This is a genomic window from Nitrospirillum amazonense (genome assembly GCF_029594735.1).
Lineage (GTDB): Bacteria > Pseudomonadota > Alphaproteobacteria > Azospirillales > Azospirillaceae > Nitrospirillum > Nitrospirillum amazonense.
Window position 1 is genome coordinate 2,390,902 of sequence record NZ_JARPAF010000002.1, and the last position, 17,776, is coordinate 2,408,677.

At 65.8% G+C, this 17,776-nt stretch carries 9 protein-coding genes; 4 read left to right on the forward strand and 5 right to left on the reverse strand.

All coding sequences use genetic code 11. The features are described from left to right. The first annotated feature begins 265 nt into the window (after positions 1–265). Positions 266–703 (forward strand): NUDIX hydrolase, encoded by a 438-nt coding sequence (locus P5F91_RS17030; protein WP_277907686.1) that lies wholly within the window; start codon positions 266–268, stop codon positions 701–703. Between the two features lie 423 nt (positions 704–1,126). Beyond that, entirely contained in the window at positions 1,127–7,144 is a 6,018-nt protein-coding gene (locus tag P5F91_RS17035) for an autotransporter domain-containing protein (RefSeq protein ID WP_277907687.1), read from the forward strand. Positions 7,145–8,551: 1,407 nt separating this feature from the next. Here the strand turns inward: P5F91_RS17035 and P5F91_RS17040 are convergent. Both P5F91_RS17040 and P5F91_RS17045 read right to left on the reverse strand, forming a co-directional pair. Beyond that, positions 8,552–8,980: a hypothetical protein gene (locus P5F91_RS17040; protein ID WP_186454799.1), complete on the reverse strand. Its 429-nt coding sequence runs from the start codon at positions 8,978–8,980 to the stop codon at positions 8,552–8,554. A 120-nt stretch (positions 8,981–9,100) separates the two neighbouring features. After that, the gene (locus tag P5F91_RS17045; RefSeq protein WP_186454798.1) at positions 9,101–9,388 is read right to left on the reverse strand and encodes a hypothetical protein; all 288 of its coding nucleotides are present in this window, start codon (positions 9,386–9,388) and stop codon (positions 9,101–9,103) included. 258 nt (positions 9,389–9,646) lie between these two features. Between P5F91_RS17045 and P5F91_RS17050 the strand changes: the two genes are divergently transcribed. Together P5F91_RS17050 and P5F91_RS17055 are read left to right on the forward strand one after the other, a co-directional pair. Continuing rightward, positions 9,647–13,654 (forward strand): autotransporter outer membrane beta-barrel domain-containing protein, encoded by a 4,008-nt coding sequence (locus tag P5F91_RS17050; RefSeq protein ID WP_277907688.1) that lies wholly within the window; start codon positions 9,647–9,649, stop codon positions 13,652–13,654. A gap of 92 nt (positions 13,655–13,746) precedes the next feature. Next, a complete protein-coding gene (locus P5F91_RS17055; protein ID WP_145611347.1) occupies positions 13,747–14,247 on the forward strand; it encodes a DUF2199 domain-containing protein in 501 nt (166 codons plus the stop codon). A 10-nt stretch (positions 14,248–14,257) separates the two neighbouring features. Here P5F91_RS17055 and P5F91_RS17060 read toward each other — a convergent pair whose 3' ends face one another. Genes P5F91_RS17060 through thrC form a run of 3 tightly spaced genes read right to left on the reverse strand, consistent with a single transcriptional unit; the run spans position 14,258 to position 17,589 of the window. Then, positions 14,258–14,848 carry a GNAT family N-acetyltransferase gene (locus P5F91_RS17060; RefSeq protein WP_004272455.1) on the reverse strand — a complete coding sequence of 197 codons (591 nt, stop codon included), beginning with the start codon at positions 14,846–14,848 and terminating at the stop codon, positions 14,258–14,260. Between the two features lie 51 nt (positions 14,849–14,899). Next, entirely contained in the window at positions 14,900–16,171 is a 1,272-nt protein-coding gene (locus P5F91_RS17065; RefSeq protein WP_145611346.1) for a M16 family metallopeptidase, read from the reverse strand. Beyond that, positions 16,168–17,589 (reverse strand): threonine synthase, encoded by a 1,422-nt coding sequence (gene thrC, locus P5F91_RS17070; RefSeq protein WP_145611345.1) that lies wholly within the window; start codon positions 17,587–17,589, stop codon positions 16,168–16,170. The genes P5F91_RS17065 and thrC overlap by 4 nt, the downstream gene beginning before the upstream one ends. Positions 17,590–17,776: the final 187 nt, after the last annotated feature.

Genomic DNA, 17,776 nt, shown 5'->3' on the forward strand with positions numbered 1-17,776 from the left:
CCTGACCATCTGGTCAGGATAGGCCGAATGGGCGTCCTATCGACCGCATGGGCGCGCCGGCGCACATTTTGGTCTTAGATGACTGAAAACGTTTACGGCTTGGCAACCGTTCAGGGATTATATGAAACAAGGATGCGGGTGTACGATCGTCGGGGATCGTCCCCGCCACCGCGGTTACCTCCACCTTTTTTCGACACCACCTTTCGCGACAAGGTTCCACCCCCTGCCCCACGCCGCCCCCCTTCTCGTTTCGGATAAACCAGCCATGGGCTGCGAGGCCGCCGAACGCCAGTACGCCGCCATTCCCGTCCGGGTGCAGGACGGGCAGCTGCAGGTGATGCTGATCACCTCGCGGGAGACGCGGCGCTGGGTGGTGCCCAAGGGCTGGCCGGAGAAGAAGCTGAACGCCCGCGGCGTCGCGGCGAACGAGGCGTTCGAAGAGGCGGGACTGGTCGGCACCATCCACAAGAAGCCGCTGGGCACCTTCCACTATTACAAGGTCATGCCCACGGGCAAGCGCCTGCCCTGTGCCGTGGACGCCTACCTTTTTGAGGTGGAGCGGGAGCTGGAGGACTGGCCGGAAAAAGGCCAGCGCGAACGCCGCTGGGTCAGCCCGTCGCAGGCGGCCCTGATGGTGGCCGAGGGCGGCCTCGTCAGCATCCTGCTGTCGCTGGCCAGCGTGGCGGTTAGCGACGAGGGCTAAGGTCCGGCCGCCCGAGTCTCGACCGCCCTGCATTTCCATGCCCCGGGGCGTCCCTCTCCTCCGAATTGATGCGCTACACTTGTATTTTCACTTCCGGACGCACCGTTGACAGCCGGCGGCTCACAGCTGCACGCATTTAAATTTGCAAAAATGGATTAACAAATTATCCATTTGCTATATCGTCTCAGCCAAAATGTATAAGAGATGGGCTGTGAATCGATATGCGTGTTCCAGGTCACATTAACCTGAGCTCCGCCGCGCGCCGGCGAGCGCCAACTGCATGCGCGCACCGGACTTCTTCGTGCCCGGTACCGCCGGGCTAAGCCTCGCATTCCTCCGCAATCCACCTCCCCACCAGGGCGCATCCCGCCGCTGGACCGATTCTCGACACTGAAATCCATGTTTTCAGGAGCATTTGCCGCCATGCGTACCGCCACCCCGACCCGTTCCAAGGCCCTTCTGCTCGGCGCCTCTGTCCTGGCGCTCGCCACCTCGTGGCAGGGCCCTGCCCGAGCCGATACCGTGGTTACGAGCAACTCCGGTCCGGTGACCATCACCTCGGGCGGGTTGCAGAACAGTGGAACGATCAGCGGCTCCTACAGCGCGGTGGTCGATGCGTCGGGTTCCCTAAGCAGCATCGCCAATAGCGGCGCCCTACTCGTATCGGGCTTCTCAGGCACTGTGCTGAACCTGCACGGTTCGACGGACGGGTCCACGCCGGCGGCCTTGGGAACGCTGGCCAATAACGCAGGTGGCATCATCCAGGGCGGCTGGATGGGTGTTTTGTTGAACAATGCCACGATCAACACCGTATCCAACAGCGGGACTATCGCGACATCTTATGCCTATTACGGCAATGTCATTGGTGCCGTCGCCTCTGTGGTGTCCGGCACGGTACGGAATGTTGTCGTCGACACCTTGATCAACAACGCCGGCGGCACCATTGCCGGGTACGGCGGAATCGACTTCACGGGCAGCACGATCAATACCCTGATCAATTCCGGGATCATCGCCAACGGCGGGCTTAATGGCAGCGCTATCAACGTAGGCAGCTTTAGTAGCTATGTCCCGACCTACAACGGTTCGATCTTCACTTATCAGACATATGCGTCGCCTGGGTCGATCAGCACCTTCATCAACACTGCTAGCGGCAGCATTTTCGGCAACGTGATCCTCAGTGGCAGCATTGCCACCATCGACAATGCCGGTCTGATGCAGGGCACGACAACCTTCTACGGGACGAACGCGCTGACCGCGCTCACCACCACCATCGGCGCCATCACCAACCGCGCCGGCGGCACCATTTCGGGCTTCACCGATGGCTTGGCCCTCAGCGGGAGCACCATCGGCGCACTGACCAACAGCGGCACCATCTCCGCCGCCAGCGCCTTCACCTCAACGTATGGCGCCGCCGCCATCGATCTGCGCGCCAATGAGGTGTATCGTAATTCCGCTTGGACGGATGTGGCTGGCACGCTGGGAACCCTGGTCAACACGGCCGGCGGCCAAATCATCGCCAACGGCTACGCTGCCGACGGCATCGCCCTGACGGGCAGTACCATCGGCGTCATCCAGAATGACGGAACCATCAAGGCGGGCACCGGTATCAATGCCGCTTCCGCCTATCTCGGAACCACCGTCTTCGATTCGGTGACCTCGAGCTATGTTTACACGACACAACAGTTCAGGTCCCGGCTGGGCACGCTGACCAATAGCACCAGCGGTGTCATCCAAGCTCAAAACAACGGCGTCCTACTCGGCGGCGATAGCGACCTGATCGACAATGCCGGACTGATCATCGCCGGCACTGTTGGCTCTTACTACTATGGCACAGGAACGGGCATCTCCGGATCGGCCGCCGCCATCGGCACCTTGCTCAATGAGAGTACCGGTACGATCTACGGCGGGAACAACGGCATCCTCCTCAATGGTGGCAGCATCGGCACCCTGATTAACGATGGGACGATTCTGTCCGGCGCCGGCACCGCCCTGGTCTACTACGGCAGCGGCTACACCACCCTCGCCCACGGCATGGGCACCCTCATCAACGCCGCTGGCGCCACAATCAGCGGAGGGGCCGGTGGCCTCTCCCTATCCGATACCATCGGCACCCTTCAGAACAACGGCTTGATCCGAGGCACCACGGGGGCGGCGATAAACCTCGGCTACACGTCCGGCGCGTCCAGCATCCTGGCCGGGTCGATCACCAGCCTCACGAATAGCGCTTCGGGCACGATCCAGGGCAATAGCGGCCTGGGCTTGACGGGCGGCATCATCGGCACCTTGGCGAATGCTGGCACCATTGCCGGCTCGGTTTCCGCCATCGACCTCGAGATTGCGGGTGTGTCCGGCTGTTTTGGAACCTATTGCGGTTCGCTGTATCTGCCATCCACCATTCCCACCCTGACCAACGCTGCCGGCGCTGTCATTAGCGGGGGTTACACCGGCATCGCCGCCAGCGGCGGCACCATCGGCACGTTACACAACGCCGGCGTCATCCAGGGCGCGAGCTACGCCGGCGTCGCCCTAGGCCGGAGCAACTACTATTCTTACGACAGCACCTACCCGGAACCGTCGATCACCGCCATCCTCAACGATGGCGGTGCCACAATCAGAGGGGGTGCCGAAGGCGTCCAGGTCTCACGGGGCACCGTGACATCCTTGGTGAACAATGGTCTGATCTCTGGAATGCTAGCCGGCATCTCCGGCGTCGCCTCCTATGGTTATACAAACCGGCCGCTAATCGACACCATCGTCAATACCGGCACCATCTTGGCGACTGGAACAACGACGGGTGGGGCGGCTCTTGACTTCACCGATGTCAACGTCGGAACCATCAAGAACAGCGGCGTCATTTCTGGTTATTCTGCCCTGGCGGTTTACGGCTACACGACAGGCAGCGTTACAACAGGCGCGCTGGAGTTGCTCGACAATCAGGCGGGGGGTCAGCTTGTCGGCACCGGCACGATTGCGGCCATCGATGCCGAGGGGACCATCCATACCATCACCAACGCCGGCCTGATCAGCGCCATGGCCGGCACACACGCGTCGGCCATCAACGTCGATGCGTTGGTGGGAACCTTGACCAACGCCACCACCGGCACGATCACGGCTTCTGGCGCAGCCGTGGGCTTATACGACACCATCGGCGTTCTCAACAACGCCGGCACGCTTACCGGCGCTACAGCCGGCATCAACAGCCACGTCTATTCTTATGTCAGCAGCTACAGCTCATTCACATCATCGAGCAGCTTCAAGGGCAGTGTTGGAACGCTGAGCAATACCGGCCTGATCGGCGGCGGCGCCACGGGCGTCATCTCATCCGGCAGCATCGGTAGCCTGTCGAACGCCGGCACCATCATAGGCGGGACAGCCGTTGGCATTCAAAATCTCGGTACAGCGGGCCAGACGACTTACACGACCACGCCGTGGTACGCCCCGGTCGCCGTTGCCACCACGACCAGGGTCACCACCACCGTGGGCGGCGCCATCGGGACGCTGAAAAACACCGGCGTGATCAGCGGCGGTGAAACTGGCTTGATCAACGGGCTGGCCGCCGGGCCCAAAACCATCATCACTTACACCCGTGACGCCTTCTCCGCCTCCATCCTGTCCCGATCGACGGTCGTCAGCACCACCGGCCCCATTGGCGGCACCATCGGCACGCTGATGAACAGCGGCACCATCCTGGGCACCGCGACCGCCGGCATCGACAACGGCGCCGCGACGGCCGTCATCGGCACGCTGGTCAACGGCGGCCTGATCCAGGGCGGCCAGACGGGCATCATCAACGCCGGGACCATCGGCACCCTGACCAACAGCGGCACCATCACCGGCGCCGGGGCGGCCATCCGGGACAGCGGCACCCTGGGCCCGGTCACCAACACCGGCGTCATCGCCGGCGCCATCATCCACACCGCCGCCACAGACCTGTCCATCACCGGCGGCAGCGGCACGGTGTTCGGCACGTTGACGGGCGTCAGTGGCGCCCGCGGCACCTTGTCCAGCACCGCCAGCAACGTGACCCTGGCCGGTAACATCGTGCTGAACGACAGTGTCAGCGTCGCCGGCCATACCCTGGTGGAGAATGGCGGTAGCCTGGTGCTGACCGCCCCCACCACCCTCACCGGCAACTATGCCCAGGCGGGCGGCACGCTGACTGCTGTGGGGACCGGCGGCACCGTGGGCGGCCTCCAGGTCAGCGGCAGCGCCAGCATCAGCGGCGCCACCGTGGTGCTGACCTCGCAATACGCCTACGGCCTGACCAGCGGCGCCAGCTACACCATCGTGGCGGCCGGCGACGCCGCCTCCAGCTACACCAGCGTCACCGCGCTCGCCCCGGGCTACGGTTCCACCACCGTCACCAGCACGGTGGTCGGCGGCCAGACCGACCTGATCATCAGCATCGGCGCCAGCAGCCTGGCCGCCGGCGGCACGGCCACCATCGCCGGCGGCGCCGGCGTGCTGGACCAGATGACGGGCGGCACCCTGGCCATTACCGGCGGCACGCCCACGGTGGGGTCCATCGCCGGCGGCACGCTGACCCAGACCAGCGGTTCCGCCAGCCTGGGCACCGTCACGGGTGGCACCATCGCGCTGACCGGCGGCAGCGCCACCCTGGGCACTATCAGCGGCGGCACGCTGACGCAAAGCGCCGGGTCCACCATCGCCGGCACCACGGCGGTGCAGGTCCAGGGCGGCAGCTTGAACCTGGGCGGCACAGTGCAGGCGCCACTGGCGGTCAACGGCGGCCTGGTGGCGTTGAACGGCAGCGCCTCCGGCCCCGTCACCGTGGGCAGCGGCGGCACCCTGCGCGGGTCCGGCGTCATCACCGGGGCGGCCACCGTGGCCGGGGTGCTGCGTCCCGGCAATTCGCCCGGGACGCTGACCTTCACTAACGGTTTGACCCAGGCGGCCAAGTCGGTGCTGTCCATCGATATCGACGGCACGGGTACCGGAAAGGGCGCCGGCAACTACTCCCGCGTCCTGGTGACGGGCGGCAGCTACGTCATCGGTTCCGGTGCTGTGCTGCAGCCCAACCTGCGGGGCATGACCGGCAGCGCCAGCAACACCTACACCCCGGGCCTGGGCACCGATTTCACCATCGTGCAGGCCGCGGGGGGCGTCTCCGGCACCTTCGCCGGCATCACCCAGCCCAGCAGCGGGCTGCTGGCCGGCACGCAGTTCACGGCGCTGTACGGCAGCAACGCCATCGACCTGTACGTCACCCCTACCTACGGCTCCCTGGCCAGCCTGGGCGCCAGCGCCAACCAGCAGACCATGGGCCGCGTGGTGGCGGGCCTGACCGGGGCCGGTAACGCCGACCTCGGCACCGTGCTGAAGGCCCTCTACGGGCTGCCCACGGTGGGCGCATCGCTGGACGCCCTGGCCCAGATCGGCGGCAGCAGCCAGGCCAACATCGTGGCCTACAGCCTGAACCGGGGCCTTGCCGCCACCCAAGTGCTGGGCCAGCGCCTGGCCGCGGTGCGCGATGGCGTGGCGGGGGGCATGCAGGGCACGATGCAGGCCCAGCTGGTCGGCCGCACCCTCTACACCAGCATGGCCAGCGGCGACGCCCCAGTGATTGAGGACGAGCGCGGGGCGGCCGCCGGCTCGGCGCCGGAGGAGGGTTGGCACTTCTGGGCCCAGGGCCTGGGGGCGTTCACCCGGGTGGACAGCGACGGCAACGCCGCGGGCGGGCACAGCAACACCGGCGGCGGCTTGTTCGGCGGCGACCGCACGGTGGCGCCGGGCGTGACCCTGGGCCTGGCCGGCGTGCTGCTGCAGAGCACCTCGGGCGGGTCCAACGAGACCAGCAGCTATGGCCTGTCTGCCTATGGCAACGTCGACCTGGGGGATGGCCTCTTCGTCACCGGCAACGCCGGCTACACCTACGACCAGTACGATACGGCGCGGACCATGGGCTTCGGCGGTCTCAGCCGCACGGCCTTCGGCCACACCACCGGTGACGAGCTGAGCGCGGGTGTCACGGCCGGCTACCGGGTGCGGGTGTCCAACCTGACGCTGGAGCCGCAGGCCGGCATCCAGTGGCTGAAGGTGGGCCGCGATGGCTTCACTGAGACGGGCGCCGGCGCCTTGAACCTGGTGCTGCAGGACCTGGACGCCACGGCCCTGCAGAGCAGCGTGGGCGGCCGGGCCTCGGCCAGCTGGAAGACGGACGGCGGCACGGTGATAACCCCGGCGCTGCGGGCGGCCTGGCTGCACGACTTCCGCGACCGGGCCCTGACCAGCCAGGCCGCCCTGGCCGGCACCACCTTCGCCGTGACCGGCCCCGACACCGGCGCCAACGCGCTGGGCATCGGCGGCGGGCTGACCCTGCAGGAAGGCAACAACCTGAACCTCTACGCCAACTACGACGGCACGCTTCGCCGGCATGAGACCGACCACGTCTTCACCGCCGGCTTCCGCCTCAGCTGGTAAGGCGGGCTTAGACTCATGCCTCACAACGGCCCGGGTGGCATCCACCCGGGCCGTTTGTTTACGAGCGCCCCATTCGCCGAAACGATACCCGGCAAAACCCTGCGCCAAATGGCCCTGGCGCTTTAGCCATTGGTATGTGGTGACCGCCGTGCCCTCGTGTAATGCGGAATGCTCGGGGCAATAGCTCGTTGCAATGTGCACTGCAACGGGCAGCGTATGTGATGCCGTTCGCTTCGGCACGCCGCTCGCCCCTTCAAGGCTCAGCAGATAGGCCCGGCACCACGTCCCGGCCGTTGCCCAGCCCCAGATCCAGCAACCTAGCTCTGGCTAATGGGGTTACGCCACCAAGCGCAATTCTGCGCTTTCATCTCCAAGCACTTTGAGGCATGGAGATTGCATTTCTTCAATGAAATCTTCCAAATAAGCGCAAATTTCAATTTCCATCGTCTTCGGCGCGTCTCCCCAAACCATATTTCGGGAATTCCAATGCCCAAAACCTCTCCCCGCCGCTTGAACGCCCTGTTGCTTTCTGCCTCCGCATTAGCCATTGCGATGGCCTCACCCGGGGCACGGGCGGATACGACGATCACCGGGTCATCGGGACCTTTGGAACTGTCGGGCAGTAGTCTTTTCGTCAATGGGACGGTGCTCGGCACCGGCCAGGGGATTGCGGTAACCGTCAACGGCTCAGCAACCGTGCTTTCAAATACCGGTTTTATTAATAGTACAAGTCAGAATGGTGTGGAGATCTGGGGGAGGCTAAATACCCTGGCCAATAGCGGCTCTATTCTCGGAAACGGGGGATATGGCAGTGGCATTTCTAATTTCGGATATGTGGGAACAGTATATAACACAGCTACAATTACCGGCAGCCATGAAGGCATAACTAACTGGGGAACCGTCCAGGCGATCAATAATTCGGGCATTGTGACCGGTATTGACAGTGGTGGCATTGTCGATTGGGGCTCTGCGAAGGAGATCAATAATTCCGGAACAGCGTACGGTGCCCTGAAGGGTGTCGACATCCTGATTGTCACAGACACCGTAACCAACAGCGGAACGATTATCGGCGGCTATATCGGATTGGAGGTACCGGGCGGAACGCTGGGCACTTTCGTCAATACGGGGGTGGCGACGGGGGGCGACTATGGGATCCAGATCAGCCAATTTGGCAACGGGGGGACCATAGGCACCGTTCTTAACGAAGGTACCGTCCAAGGTGGATACAATGGCGTTGATCTCAGGGGTACGGGCATTGGTGGCCTCACCAACGTTGGCGCCATTCAAGGCGGTAGCATTTGGGGTGTCGGCATCGCTTTAACGGGCGACCAAACCTATGTTTACGATCCGGTGGCGCAGACGGGACATTATCAAGCTGTTGGGGCCACAATGGGCACCCTCGCCAATTCAGCCAGTGCGCTGGTTACCGGCGGCACAGGCATTCGGCTGGAGGGAGGAACCATCGGCACCCTGGTGAACGATGGCCAGATCATCGGCACGGGTTGGCAAGGTGTGGTGGTTACCGGAAAGACTGAAAGCGTCTATGACGCCGCCTCCAACACCTCCAGTACAACGGTGACCCCCGGCAGCATAGGCACCTTGGTCAACGGCGTGGGTGCGACCATCAGTGGTGCTGTCAACGGTATCCAGGTCAGTGGTGCCACCATTGAAACCATCGCCAACGCCGGACTGATCGGTGGCGGTGGCTATGGCATCTCGTTGTTGACGGGGTATGACGGTGCGACATTTGTGGGTGGTCAGGTCTTCAGCTTGGCCAATGATCTTACAGGCATTATTTCCGGAACCCACTCCGGCATCCAGGTTGCCGGGGGACATCTTGGGACGCTGTCCAATAGCGGATTGATTGCGGGGGAGGAAGCTGGCCTTCAAATCACCGCCGCGGTGGATCTTGGTACCGACATCACGCCAGGGACAATCGGGACGCTGGTCAATAATTCAACCGGCACCATCATTGGCAATGCCGCAGGCATCATTGTACGCGGCGCCACAGTAGATACCCTGATCAATGCCGGGCGGATTAATGCCGGAGGCAACGGGTTTGATATTGAGAGCGCTATATTGGGCGGCTATTCCGTCGATCCCAGTCCCGTGGTGACGGTTCTCATCGGGACTCTGGCCAATCTTCAAGGCGCCACCGTAAACGGTGATTATAACGGTCTCAACATCTATGGCGCGACGATCGGCACCCTGACCAACGCTGGCGTGATCAATGGCGGCACCCATGTTGGCCTTGATATCAACGGGGGCCTGTTTAATGGAACGACAATAGCCCCAGCCCAGATCAACAACCTGACCAATAGCGCCTCCGGCACAATTTCGGGCGTCAGTGCCGCCTTATCTATTAGTGGTGGCAACGTCGGGTCCTTGATAAACGATGGCTTAATTTCCGGCACGTACGCTGGCATCATTGCAGATATTGACTATTTCGCCTCGATGCCGAGCCCGCCGCTAATTGGCACCATGGTGAACACGGGCACCATCATGGCGGTCGGAGTCCTGACCGGGACGGTTGTCGACAGCGGACCAGCTGTCGATCTTAGCGAAGTCAATGTCGGCACCATCAGCAACAATGGCCTGATATCTGGCAAGGCAGCATTAACGGTACTCCACGGCACTATCGGCCTGCTCGACAACCTGATAAAGGGCACGCTGGTCGGCATGGGCGGATCCGGGGCGATCCAACTCGCGACCGATGTCGGCACGTTACGCAACGCGGGCTTGATCACCAACCAAGGCGCATCCACCACCGGGGCGGGGATCACCATTAGTTATGGCATCGTGGACACGCTGCTGAACCTGGCAGTGGGCACCATCGCTGGCGCAAGCTCGGGACTGGGATTACTGTCGTCCAGGATTGGCACGCTTAGCAACAGTGGCACACTGAAGGGCGGCACGACGGCAATCGACGTAAGCCACTATGCTTCTACTTCGGCGGAGGGTCTTGACGCCCAGCCGTTGGCCATCGGCACCTTCAGCAATACAGGAATCATTGCCGGCGGCGCGAACGGCATCGGGTCTAGCGACCGCATCGGTGATCTGCACAACAGCGGTGTCATCATCGGCGGCACCGGCAACGGCGTGATCAACATTGGTCACCTGTATGACTTCTCTTTTTCCGTGAGCGATGTCCCCAGCCGCCAAACCACTATCATTCGGACCTCCTCCAGCGGGGGCGGTATTATCGGCACGCTGGCCAACAGCGGCACGATCACCGGCGGTCAAAGCGGTATCGTCAATGGAATCGCTTCGGCCAGCCAGACGGTGGAAAGTAGGGTCTTCCGTTATTCTCCCTATAGCGACTCCACATCGTTAGTGATTGGTACCACTGGCCCCATCGGCGGCACCATCGGCACGCTGATGAACAGCAGGACCATCCTGGGCACGACGGTGGCGGGCATCGACAACGGCGCCGCCACGGCCGTCATCGGCACCTTGGTCAACAGCGGCCTGATCCAGGGCGGCCAGACCGGCATCATCAACGCCGGCACCATCGGCACCCTGACCAACAGCGGCACCATCACCGGCGCCGTGGCGGCCATCCGTGACAGCGGCACCCTAGGCCCGGTCACGAACACCGGCGTCATCGCCGGCGACATCGTCCACACCGCCGCCACAGACCTGTCCATCACCGGCGGCAGCGGCACAGTGTTCGGCACCCTGACGGGTGTCGGCGGCGCCCGTGGCACCTTGTCCAGCACGGCCAGCAACGTGACGCTGGCCGGCAACCTCGTGCTGAACGACAGCGTCAGCGTCGCCGGCCATACCCTGGCGGAGAATGGCGGCAGCCTTGTGCTGGCGGCCCCCACCACCATCACCGGCAACTATGCCCAGGCGGGCGGCACGCTGACGGTCCTGGAGGCCGGCGGCACCGTGGGCGGCCTGCAGGTCAGCGGCAGCGCCAGCATCAGCGGCGCCACCGTGGTGCTGACCTCGCAATACGCCTACGGCCTGACCAGCGGCGCCGCCTACACTATCGTGGCGGCCGGCGACGCCGCCTCCAGCTATGCCAGCGTGACCGCGCTGGCCCCGGGCTACGATTCCACCACCGTCACCAGCACGGTGGTCGGCGGCCAGACCGACCTGATCATCCGCGTGAGCGGCAGCAGCCTATCGGCCGGCGGCACGGCCACCATCTCCAGCGGTGCCGCATCACTGGATCAGATGACGGGTGGCAGCCTGGTCCTGACCGGCGGTACGCCCGCAGTGGGCACCGTCAGCGGCGGCACGATCGCTCTGACGGGCGGCGACGTTGCCTTGGACAGCATTAGCGGTGGCACCCTGACGCAGACGGGTGGCACGGCCAGCCTGGGCACCGTCAACGGTGGCGCGATCGCCCTGACCGGCGGCAGCGCCACCCTGGGCGCCATCAGCGGTGGCACCCTGACGCAGAGCGGTGGTACCGCCACCCTGGCAACCGTCAGCGGTGGCGCGATCGCCCTGACCGGCGGCAATGCCACCCTGGGCGCCATCAGCGGCGGCACCCTGACACAGAGCGGTGGTACCGCCACTCTGGCAACCATCAACGGTGGCGCGATCGCCCTGACCGGTGGCAGCGCCACCCTGGGCACCATCAGCGGCGGCACCCTGACGCAGAGCGGTGGTTCCGCCAGCCTGGGCACCGTCACGGGTGGCACCATCGCGCTGGCCGGCGGCAGCGCCACCCTGGGCACCATCAGCGGCGGCACTCTGACCCAGGGCGCCGGGTCCACCATCGCCGGCACGACGGCGGTGCAGGTCCAGGGCGGCAGCCTGAACCTGGGCGGCACGGTGCAGGCGCCCCTGGCCATCAACGGCGGCCTGGTGGCCTTGAACGGCACCGCCTCCGGCCCCGTCACCGTGGGCAGCGGCGGCACCCTGCGCGGGTCCGGCGTCATCACCGGGGCGGCCACCGTGGCCGGTGTGCTGCGTCCGGGCAATTCGCCCGGCACGCTGACCTTCACTAACGGTTTGACCCAGACAGCCAAGTCGGTGCTGTCCATCGATATCGATGGCACGGGCACCGGCAAGGGGGCTGGCAACTACTCCCGCGTCCTGGTGACGGGCGGCAGCTACGTCATCGGCTCCGGCGCGGTGCTGCAGCCCAACCTGCGCGGCATGACGGGCAGCGCCAGCAACACCTACACCCCGGGCCTGGGCACGGACTTCGCCATCGTGCAGGCCGCGGGCGGCGTGCAGGGCACCTTCGCCGGCATCACCCAGCCCGGCAGCGGGCTGCTGGCCGGCACGCAGTTCACGGCACTGTACGGCAGCAACGCCATCGACCTGTACGTCACCCCCACCTACGGCTCCCTGGCCAGCCTGGGCGCCAGCGCCAACCAGCAGACCATGGGCCGCGTGGTGGCGGGCCTGAGCAGCACCGGCAACGCTGACCTCGGCACCGTGCTGAAGGCGCTCTATGGTCTGCCCACGGTGGGGGCGTCGCTGGACGCCCTGGCCCAGATCGGCGGCAGCAGCCAGGCCAACATCGTCGCCTACAGCCTGAACCGGGGCCTGGCCGCCACCCAGGTGCTGGGCCAGCGCCTGGCGGCCGTGCGCGATGGCGTGGCGGGCGGCATGCAGGGCACGATGCAGGCCCAGTTGGTCGGCCGCACCCTCTACACCAGCATGGCCAGCGGCACCGACGGCGCAGTGATTGAGGACGAGCGCGGTGCGGCCGCCGGCTCGGCGCCGGAGGAAGGCTGGCACTTCTGGGCCCAGGGCCTGGGGGCGTTCACCCGGGTGGACAGCGACGGCAACGCCGCGGGCGGGCACAGCAACACCGGCGGCGGCCTGTTCGGCGGCGACCGCACAGTGGCGCCGGGCGTGACCCTGGGCCTGGCCGGCGTTCTGCTGCAGAGCACCTCGGGCGGGTCGAACGAGACCAGCAGCTACGGCCTGTCGGCCTACGGCAACGTGGATCTCGGCGACGGCCTGTTCGTCACCGGCAACGCCGGCTACACCTACGACCAGTACGATACGGCGCGGACCATGGGCTTCGGCGGCCTCAGCCGCACGGCCTTCGGCCACACCACCGGTGACGAGCTGAGCGCCGGTGTCACGGCCGGCTACCGGGTGCGGGTGTCCAACCTGACGCTGGAGCCGCAGGCCGGCATCCAGTGGCTGAAGGTGGGCCGCGACGGCTTCACTGAGACGGGCGCCGGCGCCTTGAACCTGGTGCTGCAGGACCTGGACGCCACGGCCCTGCAGAGCAGCGTGGGCGGCCGGGCCTCGGCCAGCTGGAAGACGGACGGCGGCACGGTCATCACCCCAGCGCTGCGGGCGGCTTGGCTGCACGACTTCCGTGACCGGGCCCTGACCAGCCAGGCGGCGCTGGCCGGCACCACCTTCGCCGTGACCGGTCCCGACACCGGCGCTAACGCACTGGGCATCGGCGGCGGCCTGACCCTGCAGGAAGGCAACAACCTGAACCTCTACGCCAACTACGACGGCACGCTCCGCCGGCACGAGACCGACCACGTCTTCACCGCCGGCTTCCGCCTCAGCTGGTAAGGCGGGCTTAGACTCATGCCTCACAACGGCCCGGGTGGCATCCACCCGGGCCGTTGCCATATCCTGGGGGCACAACGGCGAGGGAAACGGGCATGAGTGAGGCGTTCGTCTGCAGTGTTTGCGGCCAGCCCCATGAGGGCCTGCCCACCCAATGGGCCTGGAAGCTGCCCGACGCGATCTGGGCCATTCCCGAGGGCGACCGTGAGGGCGCCGCCGATTTCACCGAGGACGTGTGCGCCTATGACGGGCGCTTCTTCATCCGCTGCGTCCTGCCCATCCCCTTCACCCACCAGGCGGACTTCTTCGGCTGGGGCGTGTGGGCAGAGGTCGGGCGTTCGACCTTCCTGCGCTATCTGGATTTATACGAGGCGGACGGCAGTACGGAACCGCCGCTGCCCGGCACGCTGGCCAACGTCATCAGCCTCTACGACGCGCCGCTGGGACATCCGGTGCTAATCCAGTTCGGCGCCGCCAGCGCCCGGCCCACGCTGCGACTCACCCACGACGACATGTCGCCCCTGGCCCAGGAACAGCGGACGGGTATGGGCGCCGACCGCCACCATGAGATTCTGAAAGCCTTGGGCGCGCTTTGACGGGCGCGCTCTAACCGCGCCAGTCGTCACGCAGGATGCCGTACAGCACATGGTCGGCCCAGCGGCCGTCGATGCGCAGATAGCCCCGGGCATAGCCCTCGCGTACGAAGCCTACCTTTTCCAGCAGGCCCTGGCTGGGCTGGTTGGTGGGCAGGCAGGCGGCCTCCACCCGGTGCAGGCCCAGCTGGCCGAAGGCGAAGCCCAGGCTGGCCTTGGCCGCCTCGCTGGTATAGCCGCGCCGGGCGTAGGGCTTACCCACCCAATAGCCCATGGTGGCCATCTGGGCCACGCCGCGGCGCACATTGGAGAGGCCGATGCCGCCCACCAGCCGATCGCTGGAGCGTTCGAAGATCAGGAAGCTGTAGGCTTCGTCATTGCGCCATTCCGCCGTGTGCCGGCGCACCCGGCGCAGGAAGGAAGAGCGCAGCAGGGCGTCCGCCGGCCAGGTGGGTTCCCACGGGGCCAGGAAGTCCCGGCTGCGTTCGCGCAGGTCGGCCCACTCCCGCCAATCCTTGACCTGGGCCGGGCGCAGGTAGACCTGCGGCCCGTCCAGGCGGATGGCCGGTGTGCTTAGGATATCGGCATGTAACAGCCGTATCACCGCCGCAAGCCCCTCCCTACCCCCATCACCGCCGCCCCATCCTTACCGGCTTCAATGGCCCAGCCGGGCCCGGATGCGGTCATACGATTCCAAGCCGGCCAGCGGCCCCAGGGCCGTCACCACCGGCTCACTCTCCAACAGCCGGCGGGCGCACCGTTCCACGGCGTCCACGTCCACCGCGTTCACCCGGGCCAGCATCTCCGCCACCGGGATGGGGCGGCCGTGGATCAGCATCTGCTGCCCCACCTGCTCGCACCGCGCCATGCTGCTTTCCAAGGCCATGACCAGGCTGGACTTCAGCTGGGCGCGGGCGCGCGCCACCTCATCCTCGCGGATGCTGCCCACCAGGTTGGCGACCTCGCCACAGACCACGGGCACCAGTTCCGCCACCTGTTCCGGTCCCGTGCCGGCATAGATGCCGAACAGGCCCGTCTCGGCGAAATGGCTGGCGAAGCTGTAGATGCTGTAGACCAGCCCGCGCTTCTCCCGCACCTCCTGGAACAGGCGGGATGACATGCCGCCGCCCAGCAGGGTGGACAGCACCTGCGTCGCGTAGTTGTCCTCGTGATGGACGCCCACTGCCTCGAAGCCCAGCACGACGTGGGTCTGTTCCAGGTCGCGCTCGTCCCGGAAATCGCCGCCGTGATAGCTGGCCTTTTCGTGCGTCCAGTCCCGATGCTCCGGCAGGGCGCCGAACATCTCGGCCGCCATGTCCACCATGCGGGCGTGCTCGATGCGGCCGGACGCCGCCACCACCATGGCCGGGCCGGAATAATGACCTTGGACATAGGCGTTCAGATCATCGCGGCTGAGCCTCTCCACAATCTCCGGCAGGCCCAGCACCGGGCGGCCCAGCGCCTGGCCGGGAAAGGCCGTCGCCTGGAAATGGTCGAAGATGATGTCGTCGGGCGTATCCTCGGCCTGGCCGATCTCCTGCAGGACGACCGTGCGCTCCTTGGCCAGCTCGTCGGCGTCCAGGCTGGCGTGCTGCACCATGTCGGCCACGATGTCCAGGGCCAGGCCCGCGTCTTCCTTCAGCACTTTGCCGTAGTAGGCCGTGTGCTCCCGTGTGGTGTAGGCGTTCAGGTGGCCGCCCACATCCTCGATCTGCTGGCTGATCTGGTAGGCGTCGCGCTTGGGCGTGCCCTTGAACAGCATATGCTCTACCAGGTGGGCGACGCCGTTGACCTCGGGCGCCTCATCCCGCGTGCCGACGCCGACCCAGACGCCCAGCGACACTGTCTCCACCCCAGCCATGCTGTCGGTGACGACGCGCAGGCCGTTGTCCAGCGTGGTGACCTGGATTCCGCCACCGTCGCTCATCGGGCGGCTCCCGTGACGCGGGATTTGGAGCGCACGAAGGCTTTCACGGCTTCGACATCATTGGGCAGGACGGTCACGCGCTCCTCACGCTCATAAAGGTCGGCCAAGTGGCGGGGCAGCGGCGGGTGCACGCCAGTGGCGGCCTTGACCGCGTCGGGGAACTTGGCCGGATGGGCGCAGGCCAGCGACACCAGCGGCACCTCGGCCGGGACGGTGCCGGCGGCGCGGGCCTGGGCCGCCGCGTGCACACCCACAGCCGTGTGCGGGTCCAGCAGATAACCCGTGGTCTCGAACACCCGGCGCATGGTTTCCGCCGTTTCCTGCTCATCGGCGCGGAAGCCGTCGAACAGGCCCCGCGCCTCGGCGAGCTGGCGGCCGTCCACCGTGAAGCGGCCGCTGGCGGCGAAGCCGTCCATCACGCCTGTTACGGCGGCGCCGTCACGGCCCAGCAGGTCGAACAGCAGGCGTTCGAAATTGCTGGACACCTGGATGTCCATGCTGGGGCTGATGGTGGAGACCACGCCGTTGGTGGCCATGGTGCCGGACTGGAAGAAGCGGGTCAGGATGTCGTTGCTGTTGGTGCCCACCACCAGGCGCTGGATGGGCAGGCCGATGGCCCGGGCGCCATAGGCGGCATAGACGTTGCCGAAGTTGCCGGTGGGAACGGAGAAGGCCACCGGCCGGTCCGGCGCGCCCAGGGCCACACCGGCCGCCACGTAGTACACCACCTGGGCCAGGATGCGGGCCCAGTTGATGGAGTTGACGGCGGAGATGTTCAGCTCATCCCGGTAGGCCTGGTCATTGAACAGGGCCTTCACGATGGCCTGGCAATCGTCGAAGGTGCCCTCCAGCGCCACGTTGTGCACGTTGGGCGACAGGACCGTGGTCATCTGCCGGCGCTGCACCTCGGACGTGCGGCCCTCGGGGTGCAGGATGACGATGTCCACTAGCTCACGATCCCGGCAGGCCTCGATGGCGGCGGAACCGGTATCGCCCGAGGTGGCGCCCACCACGGTGATACGACGACCGCGCTTGGCCAGCACATGGTCGAACAGGCGGCCCAGCAGTTGCAGCGCCACGTCCTTGAAGGCCAGGGTGGGGCCGTGGAAAAGCTCCAGCACCCAATCCTCCTGACCCAACTGGGTCAGGGGGGTGACGGCGGCGTGGGCGAAGCTGCCATAGGCGTCATGCACCAGGGCGCGCAGCTCATCCTCGGAAATGGCGCCGCCCATGAAGGGGGCCATCACGCGGGTGGCCAGCTCGCCATAGCTGAGGCCGCGCAGGGCGCGCAAGGCGCTGGCGTCGAAGACCGGCCAGGCCGCCGGCACATACAGTCCGCCATCACGGGCCAAGCCCGCCAGTAGCGCATCCTCAAAGCCCAAGGCCGGCGCCCGGCCCCGCGTGCTGATATAATCCACCCTAGGCATCCATCCCTTGGCTCAACTCGAACCCCTACAGTAGCCAGTGGCGCCAAGGTCCCGCAAGCCCGCCAGCCCCTCACGGAAACATGGGTGATTCGCATGGGAAGAACAGCGGCGTGTCAAGGCCCCGGCGCGATGTTCCAGGACATCCAATTTTCCCGGAAATGACACTTGGAAACCGCCT

Coding starts and splice junctions, on each gene's coding strand:
- P5F91_RS17030 (WP_277907686.1), top strand. CDS start 266: ATGGGCTGCGAGGCCGCCGAACGCCAGTACGCCGCCATTCCCGTCCGG.
- P5F91_RS17035 (WP_277907687.1), top strand. CDS start 1,127: ATGCGTACCGCCACCCCGACCCGTTCCAAGGCCCTTCTGCTCGGCGCC.
- P5F91_RS17040 (WP_186454799.1), bottom strand. CDS start 8,980: ATGTCCCCCGGCAACCTGGATGCCGGAGTGGGTTCCGGAAATAATGCC.
- P5F91_RS17045 (WP_186454798.1), bottom strand. CDS start 9,388: ATGGGTGCCGCCATTGATCACGCCAGCGTTGGTCAGGGTGCCGATCGT.
- P5F91_RS17050 (WP_277907688.1), top strand. CDS start 9,647: ATGGCGGTCGGAGTCCTGACCGGGACGGTTGTCGACAGCGGACCAGCT.
- P5F91_RS17055 (WP_145611347.1), top strand. CDS start 13,747: ATGAGTGAGGCGTTCGTCTGCAGTGTTTGCGGCCAGCCCCATGAGGGC.
- P5F91_RS17065 (WP_145611346.1), bottom strand. CDS start 16,171: ATGAGCGACGGTGGCGGAATCCAGGTCACCACGCTGGACAACGGCCTG.